Source organism: Agrobacterium sp. CCNWLW32 (genome assembly GCF_037083425.1).
Lineage (GTDB): Bacteria > Pseudomonadota > Alphaproteobacteria > Rhizobiales > Rhizobiaceae > Agrobacterium > Agrobacterium radiobacter.
The window spans coordinates 663,046-680,377 of record NZ_JBAOJM010000002.1; the positions used below are offsets into that span (position 1 = coordinate 663,046).

Below are 17,332 nucleotides of genomic sequence, written 5' to 3' on the forward strand. Positions count from 1 at the left end.
TGATAGCAGTTTTTTGAAGGCTTGGCTTGCATTTGCTGTCGATATTGCCGATATGTGGCCCCGGGAGGTTGGTGGTGGACGAGCCACTCGCCAACCGGGTCAGGTCCGGAAGGAAGCAGCCCTAACGAGCCCGGCACGGGTCGCCGTGCCAGCCTCCCACCTTTTTAAAAGACGTGCTCAGCTTTCGCCGGGCCAGTTCAGCGCCCCAAGACAAACTGGCAAAACAAACTGGCGAGGCAATGAGCGATACCGTACCCACCACAACAAGCGAATCCCAGGTCGGGACCGGCTACCGGGTACTGGCACGCAAATATCGCCCGAAAGATTTTTCCGATCTGATGGTCGGCCAGGAGCCGATGGTCCGCACGCTGACCAACGCGTTTGAGACCGGCCGCATTGCCCAGGCCTATATGCTGACCGGCGTTCGCGGCGTGGGCAAAACGACCACGGCACGCATTCTCGCCCGCGCGCTGAATTACAAGACCGACACCATCGACAAGCCGACCATCGACCTTCGGATCCCCGGCGAACATTGCCAGGCGATCATGGAAGGCCGGCATGTCGACGTGATCGAGATGGACGCCGCCTCCCATACCGGCATCGACGATATTCGCGAGATCATCGAACAGGTGCGCTATCGCCCGGTCTCGGCGCGCTACAAGGTCTATATCATCGACGAAGTGCACATGCTGTCGACGCAGGCGTTTAACGGTCTTCTGAAGACGCTGGAGGAGCCGCCGGAACATGTGAAATTCATCTTCGCGACCACCGAAATCCGCAAGGTTCCAATTACCGTTCTGTCGCGCTGCCAACGCTTCGACCTGCGCCGCATCAGCGCCGCTGATCTCGTCGGCCTGTTCACCGCCATTGCGGGCAAGGAAGGTTTCGAGGCCGATCCGCAGGCGCTGTCGATGATCGCCCGCGCGGCAGAGGGTTCCGCCCGTGACGGCCTTTCCCTGCTCGACCAGGCGATCGCCCATGGCGGCGGCCGGGTGGAGGCCGAAGCGGTGCGCGGCATGCTCGGCCTTGCCGACCGTGCGCGCATCGTCGATCTCTTCCAGCACGTCGTCAAAGGCGACGTCGCGGCCGCCCTTTCGGAATTCAACGGGCAATATGAGGCGGGCGCGAACCCTGTCGTCGTATTGAACGACCTTGCCGATTTCACCCATCTCGTCACCCGCATGAAATATGTGCCTGATGCGGCGGAAGACCCCTCGCTTTCGGAAATAGAACGCGTGCGTGGTGCGGAATTTGCCGAGACGATTGCGGTAACCGCACTGTCGCGCATTTGGCAGATGCTGCTGAAGGGCATTCCGGAAACGGAAAACGCCTCGCGGCCTGCCGGTGCTGCCGAAATGGTTCTGATCCGGCTTTCGCACGCCGCCAATCTGCCCGCACCTGAAGATGCCGCGCGGCGCCTGCTCGAGCTTTCGAGCGGCGACGGCGGCGGTTACGCCAATGGCGGACCTTCGGGCGGCGGCAACGGCGGCGGTGCGCGCGCCTATTCGTCAGGACAGACCGTGGCCGCGGGAAGACCTGTCGATCTTCCCGCCCAGCGCCAGACGACGCCGCAGACCTCCGCCGTGCTGCGCGCCGTTCCAGACAGCCGCCCGCAGGAGATGCAGGTCGTAGCACCCAAAACCGAGGAGCGGCCGGAGCCGAAGGTTCCCGTCAATTCGGTGCAGGATATTGCTGATCTCTGCCAGAAGAACCGCGATCCCGTCATGCGGGCAAAGGTGCGCAACTTTGTGCGGCTGGTGCGGCTGGAGCCCGGCCGGCTTGATATGCGCCTCGGCGAAGGTGCGCCCGGCTCTCTGCCCGGTGAGCTTGGCGTCAAGCTCAAGGAATGGACCGGTATCCACTGGATCATCAGCCTCAGCAAGGAGCAGGGGGAGCCGACCCTTGTCGAAGCCGAAGGCAATGCCCGGGATGCCCGCCTTGTCGATGCGCGTCAGGATCCTGACGTTGCCGCCATTCTGGCGCAGTTTCCCGGCGCAAAAATCACCGACGTGCGCATCCGTGCCGCCGCACAGGATGAGGCGGAGGATATCGCGCCGCCATCGGTTGCCGAATCGAGCGAAGGCGACATCCTTCCCGGCGACGACATCGAGTTTTAAACAAAAAGAACAGGAGATTGGCACATGCGTGACATCATGGGCATGATGGGCAAGGTCAAGGAAATGCAGTCCAAGATGGAGAAGGTGCAGGAAGAAATCGCCGCCCTTGAAGTCGAAGGCAGGGCCGGCGGCGGTCTGGTGACCGTCATTCTCAACGGCAAGGGCGAAATGCGCGGCCTGAAAATCGATCCTTCGCTGTTCAAGGAAGACGAGGTGGAAATCCTCGAGGACCTGATCGTGGCTGCCCATAAGGACGCCAAGGAAAAAGGCGAAGCGCAGGCACAGGAAAAGATGGCCGGCCTGACCGCGGGTCTGCCGCTGCCTCCCGGCATGAAATTCCCGTTCTGATATAATCAACCCGAAGAGGATGGCGACACGCATGGCGTGGTCGCCGTCCCTGTCTCGAGGCGAGATTCAGGCTTCCAGCATCGCACGGAACCGGCTTGCAAGCGGTGTTTCGAGATAGGTCCTGCGTTCGGCTGCGTCGAGCTGCATGGGGCGGAAGCGCTGCAGAATAGTTGGTATCGGCAGCTTCGTTCCCTGATAGGCTGCAAAGGCGATATCCTCCCCGGCAGCGAGCATTCCGCCCTTCAACACCCGGCAATAAAAACCCGGATGGCCTGCCTGCCGGAAGCGCGGTGCGAAATCGGGATCGCCGATCCGGGCCGACAGCGTGGCGCAGGGAATGCGGGCAGCGGTCACCTCCAGCAAGACTTCGCTTGCCGAGAACCTGTCACCCACATGGAGTTTCGCGCTGTCGACACCATCAAGCACGAGGTTCTCGCCGAAAAATCCGGGTTCGACCACGAAACCCAGAGCGCGGGACCAGAAGTCGAGATCAACGGAGCCCATCACGTAAATTGCCTGATCCGGCCCGCCGTGATGTTTGCGATTGCAGACGGCATCGCTGACGATACCTTCGGCATCCACCATGACCGGCCCGTTCACGGGATGCTTGAAGATGCCCGTCTTCGTCGTCTTTCCCGGCAGGCTTTTTGCCTCGCCCCGGCATACCGCCTGTATTTTCATGGCCTGCCCTTCGTGCTTCATGATTCCCGTTTCCCGTTTTATGCAGTAGAAAGCGCTCATGGCAAAACGAGTCACCGGTCCCGAAATTGAAAAACTCATCCAGCTTCTGGCAAAAGTGCCGGGGCTTGGGCCCCGCTCGGCGCGGCGGGCAGCGTTGCATCTCATTAAGAAGAAGGAGCAACTTCTCGGACCGCTAGGCCATGCCATGGGCGAGGCCTATGACAAGGTGAAGATCTGCTCCTGCTGCGGCAATGTCGATACCATCGATCCCTGCACCGTCTGCGCTGACGACCGGCGTGACCAGTCGGTCATCATCGTGGTGGAAGACGTGTCGGATCTCTGGGCGCTGGAGCGGACGGGCGCGATGAACACCGCCTACCACGTTCTCGGCGGCACGCTTTCGCCACTCGATGGCGTCGGGCCGGAGGACCTGAATATCAAGGGCCTGATCGACCGTGTCAGCGCGGGCGGCATTCGCGAGCTTATCATCGCCGTCAATGCGACGGTGGAGGGACAGGCAACCGCCCATTACATCACCGACCGCCTCTCCGGTCTCGACATCAAGATCACCCGGCTTGCGCATGGCGTGCCGGTGGGCGGTGAGCTCGATTATCTCGACGAGGGCACATTGACGGCGGCGCTTCGGGCGCGCACGACGATCTGAAGTCCCCCTCCCTCCCCGTCATTCAAAGAGGAGACCCAATGCGAAACCATTTTGCCCCGAAGGCACTGGCTGCACTTCTTTCCGTTTTTTCAGCAACGACAGCTCTAGCGCAGTCGGCACCGACAGGAGCAGCGGCAGCCCGATATGACGCTGAATTTAATGTCTGGCTGAAAAAGGAAATCTGGCCGGAGGCCCGCAAGGCCGGCATTTCGCAAAAGACGCTTGAAGCCACGCTCAATGGTCTCTCCATCAGCTGGAACCTGCCCGATCTCGTCATTCCCGGCCAGAAGCCGCCAAAGGAGCAGAGCCAGAGCCAGGCGGAATTTTCCTCACCCGGCGCCTATTTCTCCGAAAAGCGGCTGCAGGGGCTGGCCAGCACCGGCCGTTCGCTTGCAGCCACCCATGCGGCGACGCTGCGCAGAATCGAGGCGAAATACGGTGTGCCGGGTGATATCGTCGTTGCGATCTGGGGTCGCGAATCCGGGTTCGGCCGAGCAAAACTGCCGCATTCCGTGGTCGATGTACTCGCCACAAAAGCCTATATGTCGACCCGCAAGGAGATGTTCCGCGCCGAGCTGATCGATGCGCTGAAGATCGTCGAAAGCGGCGATATCGCGGCTTCGCGCATGATGGGTTCCTGGGCCGGCGCCCTCGGCCAGCCGCAATTCATGCCGTCGAGCTATCTCAAATATGCCGTGGATTTCGATGGCGACGGCCACCGCGATATCTGGAACTCAGTGCCGGATGCGCTGGCATCCATAGCAAACTATCTTTCCCAGCGCGGCTGGCAGCGCAATCGTGACTGGGGTTTTGAAGTCTCTATCCCCGCCAATGTCTCCTGCGCGCAGGAGGGCCCTGATCTTGCCCGGCCGGTGGCCGACTGGGCGAATATGGGCATTACCCGCATTTCCGGAAAAGCCTTTCCAGCCAACGACCTATCAGCCGACGGCATGATGCTGGTGCCGGCCGGGCGGCACGGGCCGGAATTCGTGGTGACGCCGAATTTTTACGTCATCAAGGAATATAACAATTCCGATCTCTACGCGCTCTTCATCGGCAATCTCGCCGACCGCATCACCCATGGCGCAGGACCGTTCAAGGGTGAATGGGGCAATGTCGGGTCGATGCTGCGCTCCGACGTTCTCGCCATGCAAAAGGCGCTGGTCACCAAGGGTTATGATGTCGGCAAGGCCGATGGGCTGGCGGGCTTCAAGACGCGCCGCTCGCTCGGCGACTGGCAGGCGAAAAACGGCTTGGCCCCCACCTGCTTTCCCGATTCGACGTTGAAGGCGAAGCTGAAATAGCAGGTTGCTGGCGAAGCACAAACCTCTCTTCCGTCATGCTCGGGCCTTTCCCGAGCATCTGCAACCGATTGATTTAACGACAGGTGATTGGATCCTCGGGACAGGCCCGAGGATGACGGCGCGTGTGGGGTAAAAGCCGCCGCCACTCTCCCAGCGCATCGTCTTTCAGTGCTGATCGGTATGCGGCTTGTGAAAGATATCGTCGGTCGGCGGGATGGTCTGCCGCTCGATCATCCGGTGTACCCGCGGCCGCGTCTTGCCCCGGTGAAGCTCAAGCAGCCGGTCCCAGGCTTCCGCATCCGCCTGGGTGCGGCGGTGGTTGTGGCGGACATATTCCACCCATGTCGGCACATGGTAGCTTTCCGTCCAGATGTCGGGGTTTTCGAGATCGCGCATCAGGTTCCAGTTGCGCGCGCCGTCGCGCAGGCGGATACGGCGGCGCTCGGCCATCAGCGGCAGGAATTCGCCGAGGTCCTCGTCATGGATTTCATAGTCGATGAGAATGGCGATGGGGCCGCTGCGCGGCTTGATGTCCAGTCTCAGCGGCGGTTCGACGAAACGGTTGAGCGGATCGAGATTGAGCGAGGCGAAGGCCGGCATTGCGAGCTTGAGGCCGACGACGACGCCGAGCAGCATCAGCACGCAGGAACAGAGAAGCGAATAGGAAATGCCGTAGTCTTCCGCCAACTCACCCCACAGCCAGCTGCCGACCGCAATGCCGCCGAAGGTCAGCGTCTGGTAAAGCGACAGTGCCCGACCCACCACCCAGCGCGGCGTGGAAAGCTGGACGATGGTGTTGAAGAGCGACAGCGCCAGAACCCAGCAGGCGCCGGCAACCGTCAGGACAAGCGAGGTGATGATCGCGCTCGTGCTCACCGCCGTCACGCCAGAGCTGAAAGCGAAGCCTAAAAAGGCGACGCGCACGATCCATTCGCTGGACAGGACCTCACGCAGTCTCGCACTGACCAGCGCGCCGGCTATCGCGCCGACACCGAATGCGCCGAGCATGACGCCGTAGGTCAGCGGACCGCCCTCGACCAGATCGCGGGCGACGATGGGCATCAGCGCCAGGATGGCGCTGGCGGAAAGGCCGAAAAGGAAACCGCGCACCAACACCTTGCCGATATTGGGCGACATCGCCACATAACGCATGCCGGCCGAAATGGCGGCCAGAAGCTGCTCGCGCGGCAATGTCGAGGCATATTTGGGCGGCTGCCAGCGAAACAGGGCGTAGATCAGGGTGAAATAGCTCAGCGCATTCACGAAAAACGCCGCGGCAGCACCGGCGGCGGCGACGATGATACCACCGATGGCCGGGCCGACGCTGCGGGTGATGTTGAAGCCGACGCTGTTCAGCGTCACGGCGGCGGGCAAGTCCTCGCGCGGCACCATTTCGCCGACCGATGCCTGCCAGGACGGATTGTTGAGCGCCGTGCCGCAGCCGATCATGAAGGTGAAGAAGAGCAGAAGCCAGGGCGTGAGCCAGCCGGACCAGGCAAAAACCGTGAGCAGCACAGAGGCCGTCAGCATCAGCAGCTGCGCCGAAATCATGATGCGGCGGCGGTCGAAACTATCGGCCAACGCGCCTGAAATCAGTGAGAACAGCATGATCGGCAAAGAGGTGGAGGCCTGCACCAGAGCGATCATGTTTTCCGAACTTGAGAGCGACGTCATCATCCATGCGGCGCCCACCGCCTGGATCAGTCCGCCGAAATTCGAGGCAAGGCTCGCGACCCAGATTCGTCTGTAAGTCAAATGCCTTAAAGGCGCGAGTGGCGATTTACGGTCAGGCACGCTCTGTCCACTTGATGCAACTGCGATTTGTCAAACGGCAACTATAGACAGTGCCGGTAATCATGCCAGCCTTTCCGACAAGGTAAGGGTGAAAATGTGGCGAAGGCGGCGACCGAAGCGGAGGAGCCCGCTAAAACCTTGCAATCCTGCCCCGATGGGTCTATATGACCCCTGAAATTCTTGATCGCTTGATGAAGAGTGGGGCCGCAAGGCTCCGCTCTTTTTCGTTAGGCGAACCGGAAACCACGGGCAGAAAGCCCGGTGAAAATCAAAGACCGGAAGGCCAGATGGCAGAGACCGCACAAGAACCGCGACTGATTACCGAAACAGGCATCGACCAGCGCATTGCCGAGATCATCGAACCTGTTCTGACGGGCATGGGCTATCTTCTGGTGCGCGTGCGGCTCTCCAACCAGAACGGCATGACGCTGCAGGTGATGGCCGAGCGCGAAGACGGAACCATGACCGTTCAGGACTGCGAAGCCATTTCGATGGCGATTTCACCGGTTCTTGATGTGGAAGATCCGGTCGATAAAGCGTATCATCTCGAAGTTTCCTCGCCCGGCATCGACCGGCCGATGGTTCGCAAATCGGATTTCACCCGCTGGCAGGGCCATCTGGTGAAGGTCGAGACCTCCATTCTGGTCGAGAACCGCAAGCGGTTTCGCGGCAAGATCGTTGAGGTTAATGCTGACGGCTTCAAGCTGGAACGCGACCAGATCGCCTACGGCGAAGAGCCGACAGTCATCATTCCGTTCAGCGCGCTTTCCGATGCGAAGCTCATTCTGACGGACGACCTTATTCGTGATGCGCTGCGGGCAGACAAGGCCGCCAAGGCCGCCGCCGCAAACCAGAACGACGAAAACGAAGCAGACGAAGACTAATTCCAACGTAAAGCCCGAAAAAACGGGCGATCAACGCAATTATGCGACTTACGGAGATAGAAAAATGGCAGTGAGTGCTAACCGGCTTGAGCTTCTGCAGATCGCCGATGCTGTGGCGCGCGAAAAGGTCATCGACCGCGAAATCGTGCTTGCCGCAATGGCCGACGCTATCCAGAAAGCCGCCCGCTCGCGCTATGGTTCGGAAACCAACATCCGCGCCGACATCAACTCCAAGACCGGCGAAATCCGCCTGCAGCGTCTTCTCGAAGTTGTCGAAGCGGCCGAGGACTATTCGACCCAGATCCCGCTTGAGTTGGCCCGCGACCGCAATCCGGACGCCAAGCTCGGCGACTTCATCGCCGACCCGCTGCCGCCGATGGATTTTGGCCGTATCGCCGCCCAGTCCGCCAAGCAGGTGATTGTGCAGAAGGTGCGCGAAGCCGAGCGTGACCGCCAGTATGACGAATTCAAGGACCGTATCGGCGAAATCGTCAACGGCACCGTCAAGCGCGTCGAATATGGCAATGTCATCGTCGATCTCGGCCGTGGCGAAGGCATCATCCGTCGTGACGAGATGATCCCGCGTGAAAACATGCGTTACGGCGATCGCGTGCGCGCTTACGTTTACGACGTTCGCCGCGAACAGCGCGGCCCGCAGATTTTCCTGTCGCGTACCCATCCGCAGTTCATGGTGAAGCTGTTCACCATGGAAGTTCCTGAGATCTACGACGGCATCATCCAGATCAAGTCGGTTGCCCGTGACCCCGGTTCGCGCGCCAAGATCGCCGTCATTTCGAACGACTCGTCGATCGATCCCGTCGGCGCCTGCGTCGGTATGCGCGGTTCGCGCGTTCAGGCCGTCGTCGGCGAACTCCAGGGCGAAAAGATCGACATCATTCCGTGGAGCCAGGAGCCGGCATCCTTCATCGTCAACGCCCTGCAGCCGGCAGAAGTCGCCAAGGTCGTTCTGGATGAAGAGTCCGAGCGCATCGAAGTGGTTGTTCCGGATGAGCAGCTGTCGCTCGCCATCGGCCGCCGTGGCCAGAACGTGCGTCTGGCATCGCAGCTGACCGGCTGGGATATCGACATCATGACCGAGCAGGAAGAATCCGAGCGCCGTCAGAAGGAATTCAACGAGCGTACGGCCCTCTTCATGGAAGCCCTCGATGTCGACGAAATGGTCGGTCAGGTTCTGGCTTCGGAAGGCTTCGCGCAGGTTGAAGAACTGGCCTATGTCGATCTCGACGAAATTTCGTCGATCGACGGCTTCGACGAAGACACCGCCGATGAAATCCAGACCCGCGCCCGCGAATATCTGGAGCGCCTGGAAGCCGAAATGGACGCCAAGCGCAAGGAACTCGGCGTTTCCGACGAACTGCGCCAGATCGACGGCCTGACCTCGCAGATGATGGTCGCCCTCGGTGAAGAAGGCATCAAGACCATCGAGGACTTTGCCGGCTGTGCCGCAGACGACCTGGTCGGCTGGAGCGAGCGCAAGGACGGCGAGACGAAGAAGTTCGAAGGCATCTTCTCCAAGCTCGACGTTTCGCGCGTCGAAGCCGAGAACATGGTGGTGCAGGCCCGCCTTCTGGCAGGCTGGATCACCGCCGAAGAGCTCGCTTCTGAAGAGGAAGCCGATGCGGAAGCTGCCGAGGAGGCGGATACCGCCGAACAGGAATGACATCGCAGGCGCATGAGCCGGACGAGCTGCCCGAAACGGATGACGACGGGCGGCTCAAAGGCGACGTCAATGGACGTATGTGCATTGTGACACGGCAAAGCGGATCGCCGGATGAGCTGATCCGCTTCGTCGCAGGCCCGGACGGCAGCGTCGTGCCGGATCTGAAACGCCAATTGCCGGGGCGCGGTTGCTGGGTAACACCCGAGCGCGCCCTGATCGAGAAGGCCATCGCGAAGAAGCTCTTCGCGCGGGCGCTCAAACGTGACGTCAAGGCCGGACCCGAGCTTCTTGCTATTCTCGACCGGCTGATGGCGCAGCATGTGGCTGGTATGATGAACATGGCGCGCAAGGCGGGCCAGTTCATCAGTGGCGCGACGAAGGTCGATGCCGCCGTCCGGTCCGGGAACGCGATCGCCGTATTCCACGCGACCGATGCTGCGGCCGATGGCGTGAGAAAACTGGACCAGGCCCGCAAGGCCTGGGCGCTCGGCAGCGATGCCGGCAATGAAATTCCGTCCTTCCGGCTCTTTAGCGAAGCCGAAATGGACGAGTTGATGGGCCAGAATGCTTTTATCCATGCCTGCGCGCTTGCAGGGCAGGCGGGTGAAGGTGTAGTGAAGCGCGCAACGATGCTTGAGCAGTACCGCCTTGGCGGTCGATCTCAGGCGGAACGCGACGCTGCCCGGACAGAACAATGACGCGGTTGCCCGACATGAACGGTCGCCGCGTTCCGATGCAGCAATTGAACGACGAGACCTGATGAACGTCATCCGGTTCTCGTCCGAAGGAACGGGAACGGAATGACCGACAACAACGACGACAAGACACTCAATGCGCCGGCCAAGAAGACTCTTACCCTGAAACCGGGCGGGATGAATCAGGGCACCGTGCGGCAGGACATGGGTCGAGGTCGCACAAACGCGGTTGTCGTGGAAACACGCAAGCGCCGCCCCCTGCGTCCCGAAGACGAGAAGCCGGTTCAGCCTGTTGCGGCAGCACCAAGGCCGGTGGTAGCAGCCCCTGCGCCTTCGGCACCGCGTCCGCAGGCTCCCCAGCAGCGTATTCACCAGCCAAGCGGCCAGCAGCAGCGTCCGGGCTCTTCCCAGTCGCAGCAGCGTCCAGGCTCGTCCGCACCCCAGCAGCGCCAGCCTGACCGACCGCGCGGCAATGTTCTGCACGACCTTTCAGCAGGCGAGATGGAAGCCCGTCGCCGCGCGCTGATGGAAGCGCAGGCTCGTGACGTGGTGGAAGCCAAGCAGCGCGCGGAAGATGAAGCGCGCCGCAAGGTCGAGGAAGAACAGCGCATCGCAGCCGAAAAGGAAGAGGCGGCACGCCGCGCCGTCGAAGAGGCAGCGGCTGCAAAGGTGGCTGCAAGCCAGCCTGCCACTGAAGCAAAATCCGAACCGGCCGATGAAACGCCGGCTGCGGCCGCAGCACCTGCGCCACGAGCCGACGCCCGTCCTCAGCCTGCAGCCGCCGCTCCCCGTTCTGCTCCTGCCACGCCTGACGCCGTCGCTCCGCGCGGACGTCGTACCGGTGGTGACGACGAGGACGATCGTAGCGCGCGCCGCGGTAGCAGCCTTCCGGCTCGCGGCAAGGTCGCGGCTCCGGTTCCGGCCAAGCCCGCTGCCCGCCTGAAGACGGAAGAAGAACGCCGTCGCGGCAAGCTGACCGTTACCTCGTCCAATCTGGATGAAGACGGAACGCCGCGTGGCCGTTCCATGGCATCCATGCGCCGCCGCCAGGAAAAATTCCGCCGCAGCCAGATGCAGGAAACCCGTGAAAAGGTCATGCGCGAAGTGATCCTGCCTGAGACCATTACCATTCAGGAACTGTCGCAGCGCATGTCCGAACGCGCCGTCGACGTCATCAAGTTCCTGATGAAGGAAGGCCAGATGATGAAGCCGGGCGACGTGATCGACGCCGATCTGGCGGAACTGATCGCGGTCGAATTCGGCCATACCGTCAAGCGCGTTTCCGAATCCGACGTTGAAGAAGGTATCTTCAACCAGGCCGACGACGCAGGCGAGATGGTTTCCCGTCCGCCGGTCGTGACGATCATGGGTCACGTCGACCACGGCAAAACCTCGCTGCTCGACGCCATTCGTCAGGCAAACGTGGTCGCTGGCGAAGCCGGTGGCATCACCCAGCATATCGGCGCCTACCAGGTCGAAAAGAACGGTCAGAAGATCACCTTCATCGACACTCCCGGCCACGCCGCCTTTACGGCCATGCGTGCCCGTGGCGCGCAGGCAACCGACATTGCAGTGCTGGTTGTCGCCGCTGATGACAGTGTGATGCCGCAGACGATCGAGTCCATCAACCATGCCAAGGCTGCCGGTGTTCCGATCGTCGTTGCGATCAACAAGATCGACAAGCACGAGGCAAACCCGGAAAAGGTGCGCCAGCAGCTGTTGCAACACGAAGTTTTCGTGGAATCGATGGGTGGTGAAGTTCTTGATGTCGAAGTTTCGGCCAAGAACAAGCTCAACCTCGACAAGCTGCTCGAGGCGATCCTGCTTCAGGCCGAAATCCTCGATCTGAAGGCGGATCCGAACCGCACCGCAGAAGGCACGGTCATCGAGGCCGAGCTGGACCGTGGACGCGGTGCCGTTGCGACCGTTCTCGTGCAGAAGGGCACACTGAAGCCCGGCCAGATCATCGTTGCCGGCGACCAGTGGGGCCGTGTGCGCGCACTCGTCAACGACAAGGGCGAACACGTCAAGGAAGCCGGTCCGGCAATGCCGGTCGAGATTCTCGGCCTTTCCGGCACGCCTTCGGCCGGTGACCGTTTCGCGGTCGTCGAAAACGAAAGCCGCGCCCGCGAGATTTCCGAGTACCGCCAGCGTCTGGCCCGCGACAAGGCTGTCGCCCGTCAGACCGGCCAGCGCGGTTCGCTGGAACAGATGATGAGCCAGTTGCAGACTTCGGGATTGAAGGAATTCCCGCTGGTCATCAAGGCGGACGTGCAGGGTTCGGTCGAAGCCATTATCGCTTCGCTCGACAAGCTCGGCACAGACGAAGTCCGCGCTCGTGTCGTTCACTCTGGTGCTGGTGCCATCACGGAATCGGATATCTCGCTTGCCGAGGCATCGAACGCCGCGATCATCGGCTTCAACGTTCGCGCCAACGCACAGGCACGTACGGCGTCCGAACGCGCCGGTATCGAAATCCGCTACTACAACATCATCTACGATCTGGTGGATGACGTGAAGGCGGCGATGTCAGGTCTGCTTTCGCCGGAACGTCGCGAGACCTTCCTCGGCAATGCCGAAATTCTCGAGGTGTTTAACATCACCAAGGTCGGCAAGGTCGCGGGTTGCCGCGTCGTCGAGGGCAAGGTGGAACGTGGTGCGGGTGTGCGTCTGGTGCGCGACAACGTCGTTATCCACGAAGGCAAGCTCAAGACCCTCAAGCGCTTCAAGGACGAAGTCAACGAAGTGCCTGTTGGTCAGGAGTGCGGTATGGCATTCGAAAACTACGAAGACATCCGCGCCGGCGACACCATCGAGTGCTTCCGCGTCGAACACATCACGAGAACGCTCTAAGCGTTCTCGCCGCAAAACAGGAATTTACTGTCGGGCGCCGGCTTACCGGCGCTCGCTCCGTTTGAGGCATAACCAATGGCAAAAGCTACATCATCGGCCCCTTCGCAACGCATGCTGCGTGTTGGCGAACAGGTGCGCGCCGCCCTGACCCAGATTCTCCAGCGCGGTGAAGTCCGCGACGATCTGATCGAAGGCACCGTCATTTCCATCTCGGAAGTGCGCATGTCGCCCGATCTGAAGATCGCGACCGCCTATGTGACGCCGCTTGGCGTTGCCGATCACACCGACATCATCACGGCGCTCAACCGCCATGCCAAGTTCATGCGCGGCCGCCTCGGCCCGCAGCTGCGGCAGATGAAATACATGCCGGAACTGCGTTTCCGCGACGATACGAGTTTCGACAATTACCAGAAGATCGACGCCCTTCTGCGCTCGCCCGAAGTGCAGCGCGATCTTGGACCTTCAAACGAAAAAGACGACGAACAGAACTGAAGCATGTCCAAACCACGCAAACAGCAGAACCGCAAACCCAAGGGCCGCCCGATTTCCGGTTGGCTCATCCTCGACAAACCGCTCGATTTCGGCTCCACCGAGGCCGTTTCCAAGATCAAGTGGCTGTTCAATGCCCAGAAGGCGGGCCATGCCGGCACGCTCGATCCGCTCGCTTCCGGCATGCTGCCGATCGCGCTTGGCGACGCTACCAAAACCGTGCCTTACGTCATGGACGGCCGGAAAATCTACGAATTTACCGTCACCTGGGGTGAGCAGCGCACGACCGACGATCTGGAAGGCGAGGTGCTCGATTCCTCCGAGCAGCGCCCGGACGAACAGGCGATCCGCGATATTCTGCCCAACTATACCGGCGTGATCCTGCAGACGCCGCCGCAATTTTCGGCCATCAAGATCGCTGGCGAGCGCGCCTATGATCTGGCGCGCGAAGGCGAAACGGTGGAAATCCCCGCACGCGAGGTCGAAATCCATCGCCTGACGCTGCTTGCCTGCCCGGACGCCAATACGGCCCATTTCGAAGTGGAATGCGGCAAGGGCACCTATGTGCGGGCGCTGGCGCGCGATATGGGCCGCGATCTCGGCTGTTTCGGCCATATTTCGGAACTGCGCCGCACCATGGTCGCTCCCTTCGGCGAAGACATGATGGTGCCGCTCGAAACCCTGACGGCACTGGAGGCCGTGGAGGACCGCGACGAACGGCTGGAGGCGCTGGACGCCTTCCTGATCGATACGGCCGAGGCGCTTTCCGCCCTTCCCCGCCTCATCATCAACGACGACCAGGCGCACCGGCTGAAGATGGGCAACCCCATCCTGCTTCGCGGGCGTGATGCACCGGCCAACCATCCGGAAGCCTATGCCACCGCGCATGGCAAGCTTGTCGCTATCGGCGAGATCGGTGAAGGCGAGTTCCGGCCGAAGCGGGTTTTCGGCTGAGCCGGGCAGCGCGGGCAGGAATCAATCGCCTCTTTCCATCGCACCCGGAATAGTTTATAGGCAGCGCCAGCTTGGGCTTTGCCTATGCTGCTGAATGGCCTGAGCTGGACGACATCCCGGCTCAAGGCGTCCCATTTTTCCTTAAAACAGAAAGGATCGTCCGATGTCGATTACTGCAGAGCGCAAAGCCGCCCTCATCAAGGAATATGCCACGAAGGAAGGTGACACCGGTTCTCCGGAAGTTCAGGTCGCTATCCTGACCGAGCGGATCAACAACCTGACCGGTCACTTCAAGGACCACAAGAAGGACAACCACTCCCGTCGTGGCCTTCTGACGCTGGTTTCGAGCCGTCGTTCGCTTCTCGACTATCTGAAGAAGAAGGACGAAGCCCGTTACAGCAAGCTGATCGGTGCTCTCGGCATTCGCCGCTAATAACTTCTCCGGCGGGTTTCGCAACGATGCCCGCCGGTTTTTATATCCGGCCTTTCAAAGGCTATATGAATTTCCGGGCGTTTGCCGCAGATGTGGCCCCCGGACGATAAGGTAGACCCGGATGGGCCGGTGTCGCCTTTTCAACCGCAGACCTGTCATGGGGCAGGATTGCCGGATGCTTGCTTGTCGAAAGCCTCCCGCTGTCTTGCCCGTGATTGAGTCACCGCGTTGCCACCGCCGGCACGATGCTGGAGCGGCAGCCACAACCAAGGACAAGATATGTTCAATCAACACTCCGTGGAAATCGAATGGGCAGGCCGCCCGCTGAAGCTCGAGACCGGCAAGGTTGCCCGTCAGGCTGACGGCGCCGTCATCGCAACCTACGGCGAGACGATGGTTCTCGCGACAGTGGTTTCCGCAAAGTCTCCGAAGCCCGGCCAGGACTTCTTCCCGCTGACCGTCAACTACCAGGAAAAGACCTACGCGGCCGGCAAGATCCCCGGCGGCTACTTCAAGCGCGAAGGCCGTCCGAGCGAAAACGAAACTCTCGTTTCCCGCCTGATCGACCGTCCGATCCGCCCGCTCTTCCCGGAAGGCTACAAGAACGACACGCAGGTTGTCGTCACCGTCATCCAGCACGATCTGGAAAACAACCCGGACGTTCTGTCGATGGTTGCGGCTTCCGCAGCGCTTACGCTCTCTGGCGTTCCCTTCATGGGCCCGGTTGGCGGCGCGCGCGTTGGCTACATCAACGGTGAGTATGTTCTTAACCCGCATCTGGACGAAATGGACGAGTCTGTTCTCGACCTCGTCGTTGCCGGTACGCAGGACGCTGTTTTGATGGTTGAGTCCGAGGCCAAGGAACTCAACGAAGAAATCATGCTCGGCGCCGTCATGTTCGGTCATCGCGGCTTCCAGCCGGTTATCGACGCGATCATCAAGCTCGCCGAAGTTGCCGCCAAGGAACCACGCGAATTCGAACCGGAAGACTTCTCCGCGCTCGAAAACGAAATGCTGGCGCTCGCCGAAGCCGAACTGCGCGACGCCTACAAGATCACTGAAAAGGCTGCGCGTTACGCCGCCGTCGACGCCGTGAAGGCGAAGGTCAAGGCGCACTTCCTGCCGGAAGAAGGCGAAGCGAAGTACACGCCGGAAGAAATCGGCGCTGTCTTCAAGCACCTTCAGGCGAAGATCGTTCGCTGGAACGTTCTCGACACCAAGAGCCGCATCGACGGCCGCGACCTGTCGACCGTTCGTCCGATCGTTTCGGAAGTCGGCCTGCTGCCGCGTACCCACGGTTCGGCGCTGTTCACCCGCGGTGAAACCCAGGCGATCGTCGTTGCGACGCTCGGCACCGGCGAAGACGAACAGTATGTCGATAGCCTCACCGGCATGTACAAGGAACGCTTCCTGCTGCATTACAACTTCCCGCCCTACTCGGTCGGTGAAACAGGTCGCATGGGCTCCCCGGGCCGTCGCGAAATCGGTCACGGCAAGCTCGCATGGCGCGCTATCCGTCCGATGCTGCCGACTGCGGAACAGTTCCCCTATACGCTGCGCGTCGTTTCCGAAATCACCGAGTCCAACGGCTCCTCGTCGATGGCAACGGTCTGCGGCACCTCGCTTGCACTGATGGACGCCGGCGTTCCGCTGGCAAAGCCGGTTGCCGGTATCGCCATGGGCCTGATCCTCGAGGGCGAGCGCTTTGCGGTCCTCTCCGACATCCTGGGTGACGAAGATCACCTCGGCGACATGGACTTCAAGGTCGCCGGCACCGCCGACGGCATCACCTCGCTGCAGATGGACATCAAGATCGCCGGTATCACCGAAGAGATCATGAAGATCGCTCTGGAGCAGGCACAGGGTGGCCGCAAGCACATCCTCGGTGAAATGGCCAACGCCATCACCGAAAGCCGCGGCCAGCTCGGCGAATTCGCACCGCGCATCGAAGTGATGAACATTCCGGTCGACAAGATCCGTGAAGTCATCGGTTCCGGCGGCAAGGTCATTCGCGAAATCGTCGAAAAGACCGGCGCGAAGATCAACATCGAAGACGACGGCACCGTCAAGATCGCCTCTTCTTCCGGCAAGGAAATCGAAGCGGCCCGCAAGTGGATCCACTCGATCGTTGCGGAACCGGAAGTCGGCCAGATCTACGAAGGCACTGTTGTCAAGACCGCTGACTTCGGCGCTTTCGTCAACTTCTTCGGCGCCCGTGACGGCCTCGTTCACATCTCGCAGCTCGCTTCCGAGCGTGTCGCCAAGACCTCCGACGTCGTCAAGGAAGGCGACAAGGTCTGGGTCAAGCTGATGGGCTTCGACGAGCGTGGCAAGGTTCGCCTGTCCATGAAGGTTGTCGACCAGGCCACCGGCCAGGAAATCGCTGCCGACAAGAAGAAGGAAGACGGCGAAGCCGCTGCCGAATAAGGCAGCGC

General features: G+C 61.1%; 14 protein-coding genes and 1 other RNA gene. 13 read left to right on the top strand and 2 right to left on the bottom strand.

The features are described 5' to 3' along the window. The first annotated feature begins 63 nt into the window (after nucleotides 1–63). The 3 genes from ffs (at nucleotide 64) to V6R85_RS07150 (ending at nucleotide 2,465) form a co-directional block, all read left to right on the top strand. An RNA gene (ffs, locus tag V6R85_RS07140) (signal recognition particle sRNA small type) lies at nucleotides 64–160 on the top strand. Between the two features lie 79 nt (nucleotides 161–239). Beyond that, entirely contained in the window at nucleotides 240–2,117 is a 1,878-nt protein-coding gene (locus V6R85_RS07145) for a DNA polymerase III subunit gamma/tau (RefSeq protein WP_111794269.1), read from the top strand. A 24-nt stretch (nucleotides 2,118–2,141) separates the two neighbouring features. Continuing rightward, nucleotides 2,142–2,465 (top strand): YbaB/EbfC family nucleoid-associated protein, encoded by a 324-nt coding sequence (locus V6R85_RS07150; protein ID WP_003507179.1) that lies wholly within the window; start codon nucleotides 2,142–2,144, stop codon nucleotides 2,463–2,465. 66 nt (nucleotides 2,466–2,531) lie between these two features. On the opposite strand, the gene V6R85_RS07155 is transcribed toward V6R85_RS07150, so the two are convergent. Then, the gene (locus V6R85_RS07155; protein WP_162691552.1) at nucleotides 2,532–3,167 is read right to left on the bottom strand and encodes an MOSC domain-containing protein; all 636 of its coding nucleotides are present in this window, start codon (nucleotides 3,165–3,167) and stop codon (nucleotides 2,532–2,534) included. Nucleotides 3,168–3,204: 37 nt separating this feature from the next. Here V6R85_RS07155 and recR point away from each other — a divergent pair, with 37 nt between their 5' ends. After that, nucleotides 3,205–3,810, top strand: a complete 606-nt coding sequence (recR, locus tag V6R85_RS07160; RefSeq protein ID WP_003507177.1) for a recombination mediator RecR — start codon at nucleotides 3,205–3,207, stop codon at nucleotides 3,808–3,810. Nucleotides 3,811–3,848: 38 nt separating this feature from the next. Beyond that, nucleotides 3,849–5,114: a lytic murein transglycosylase gene (locus V6R85_RS07165; protein ID WP_111833796.1), complete on the top strand. Its 1,266-nt coding sequence runs from the start codon at nucleotides 3,849–3,851 to the stop codon at nucleotides 5,112–5,114. A gap of 165 nt (nucleotides 5,115–5,279) precedes the next feature. Here the strand turns inward: V6R85_RS07165 and V6R85_RS07170 are convergent, their stop codons facing one another. Beyond that, nucleotides 5,280–6,908, bottom strand: coding sequence for an MFS transporter (locus V6R85_RS07170; RefSeq protein WP_060722713.1), 1,629 nt, complete (start codon nucleotides 6,906–6,908; stop codon nucleotides 5,280–5,282). A 287-nt stretch (nucleotides 6,909–7,195) separates the two neighbouring features. On the opposite strand from V6R85_RS07170, the gene rimP reads away from it, so the two are divergent. From rimP to pnp, 8 genes are all read left to right on the top strand, one after another. After that, nucleotides 7,196–7,792 carry a ribosome maturation factor RimP gene (rimP, locus tag V6R85_RS07175; protein ID WP_111791706.1) on the top strand — a complete coding sequence of 199 codons (597 nt, stop codon included), beginning with the start codon at nucleotides 7,196–7,198 and terminating at the stop codon, nucleotides 7,790–7,792. 64 nt (nucleotides 7,793–7,856) lie between these two features. Continuing rightward, complete coding sequence (nusA, locus tag V6R85_RS07180; protein ID WP_003507172.1) at nucleotides 7,857–9,473, top strand: transcription termination factor NusA; 1,617 nt, start codon at nucleotides 7,857–7,859, stop codon at nucleotides 9,471–9,473. Next, the gene (locus tag V6R85_RS07185; RefSeq protein ID WP_003507171.1) at nucleotides 9,470–10,171 is read left to right on the top strand and encodes an RNA-binding protein; all 702 of its coding nucleotides are present in this window, start codon (nucleotides 9,470–9,472) and stop codon (nucleotides 10,169–10,171) included. The genes nusA and V6R85_RS07185 overlap by 4 nt, the downstream gene beginning before the upstream one ends. A 102-nt stretch (nucleotides 10,172–10,273) precedes the next feature. Next, nucleotides 10,274–13,021 carry a translation initiation factor IF-2 gene (gene infB / locus V6R85_RS07190; protein ID WP_111833797.1) on the top strand — a complete coding sequence of 916 codons (2,748 nt, stop codon included), beginning with the start codon at nucleotides 10,274–10,276 and terminating at the stop codon, nucleotides 13,019–13,021. A 75-nt stretch (nucleotides 13,022–13,096) separates the two neighbouring features. After that, a complete protein-coding gene (gene rbfA / locus V6R85_RS07195; RefSeq protein WP_003507167.1) occupies nucleotides 13,097–13,513 on the top strand; it encodes a 30S ribosome-binding factor RbfA in 417 nt (138 codons plus the stop codon). A gap of 3 nt (nucleotides 13,514–13,516) precedes the next feature. Beyond that, on the top strand, nucleotides 13,517–14,464 hold the full coding sequence (gene truB, locus V6R85_RS07200) for a tRNA pseudouridine(55) synthase TruB (protein ID WP_003507165.1): 948 nt from the start codon (nucleotides 13,517–13,519) through the stop codon (nucleotides 14,462–14,464). A gap of 163 nt (nucleotides 14,465–14,627) precedes the next feature. Then, nucleotides 14,628–14,897, top strand: coding sequence for a 30S ribosomal protein S15 (rpsO, locus tag V6R85_RS07205; protein ID WP_003492949.1), 270 nt, complete (start codon nucleotides 14,628–14,630; stop codon nucleotides 14,895–14,897). Nucleotides 14,898–15,176: 279 nt separating this feature from the next. After that, nucleotides 15,177–17,324, top strand: coding sequence for a polyribonucleotide nucleotidyltransferase (gene pnp, locus V6R85_RS07210; protein WP_111781444.1), 2,148 nt, complete (start codon nucleotides 15,177–15,179; stop codon nucleotides 17,322–17,324). Nucleotides 17,325–17,332 lie beyond the last annotated feature (8 nt).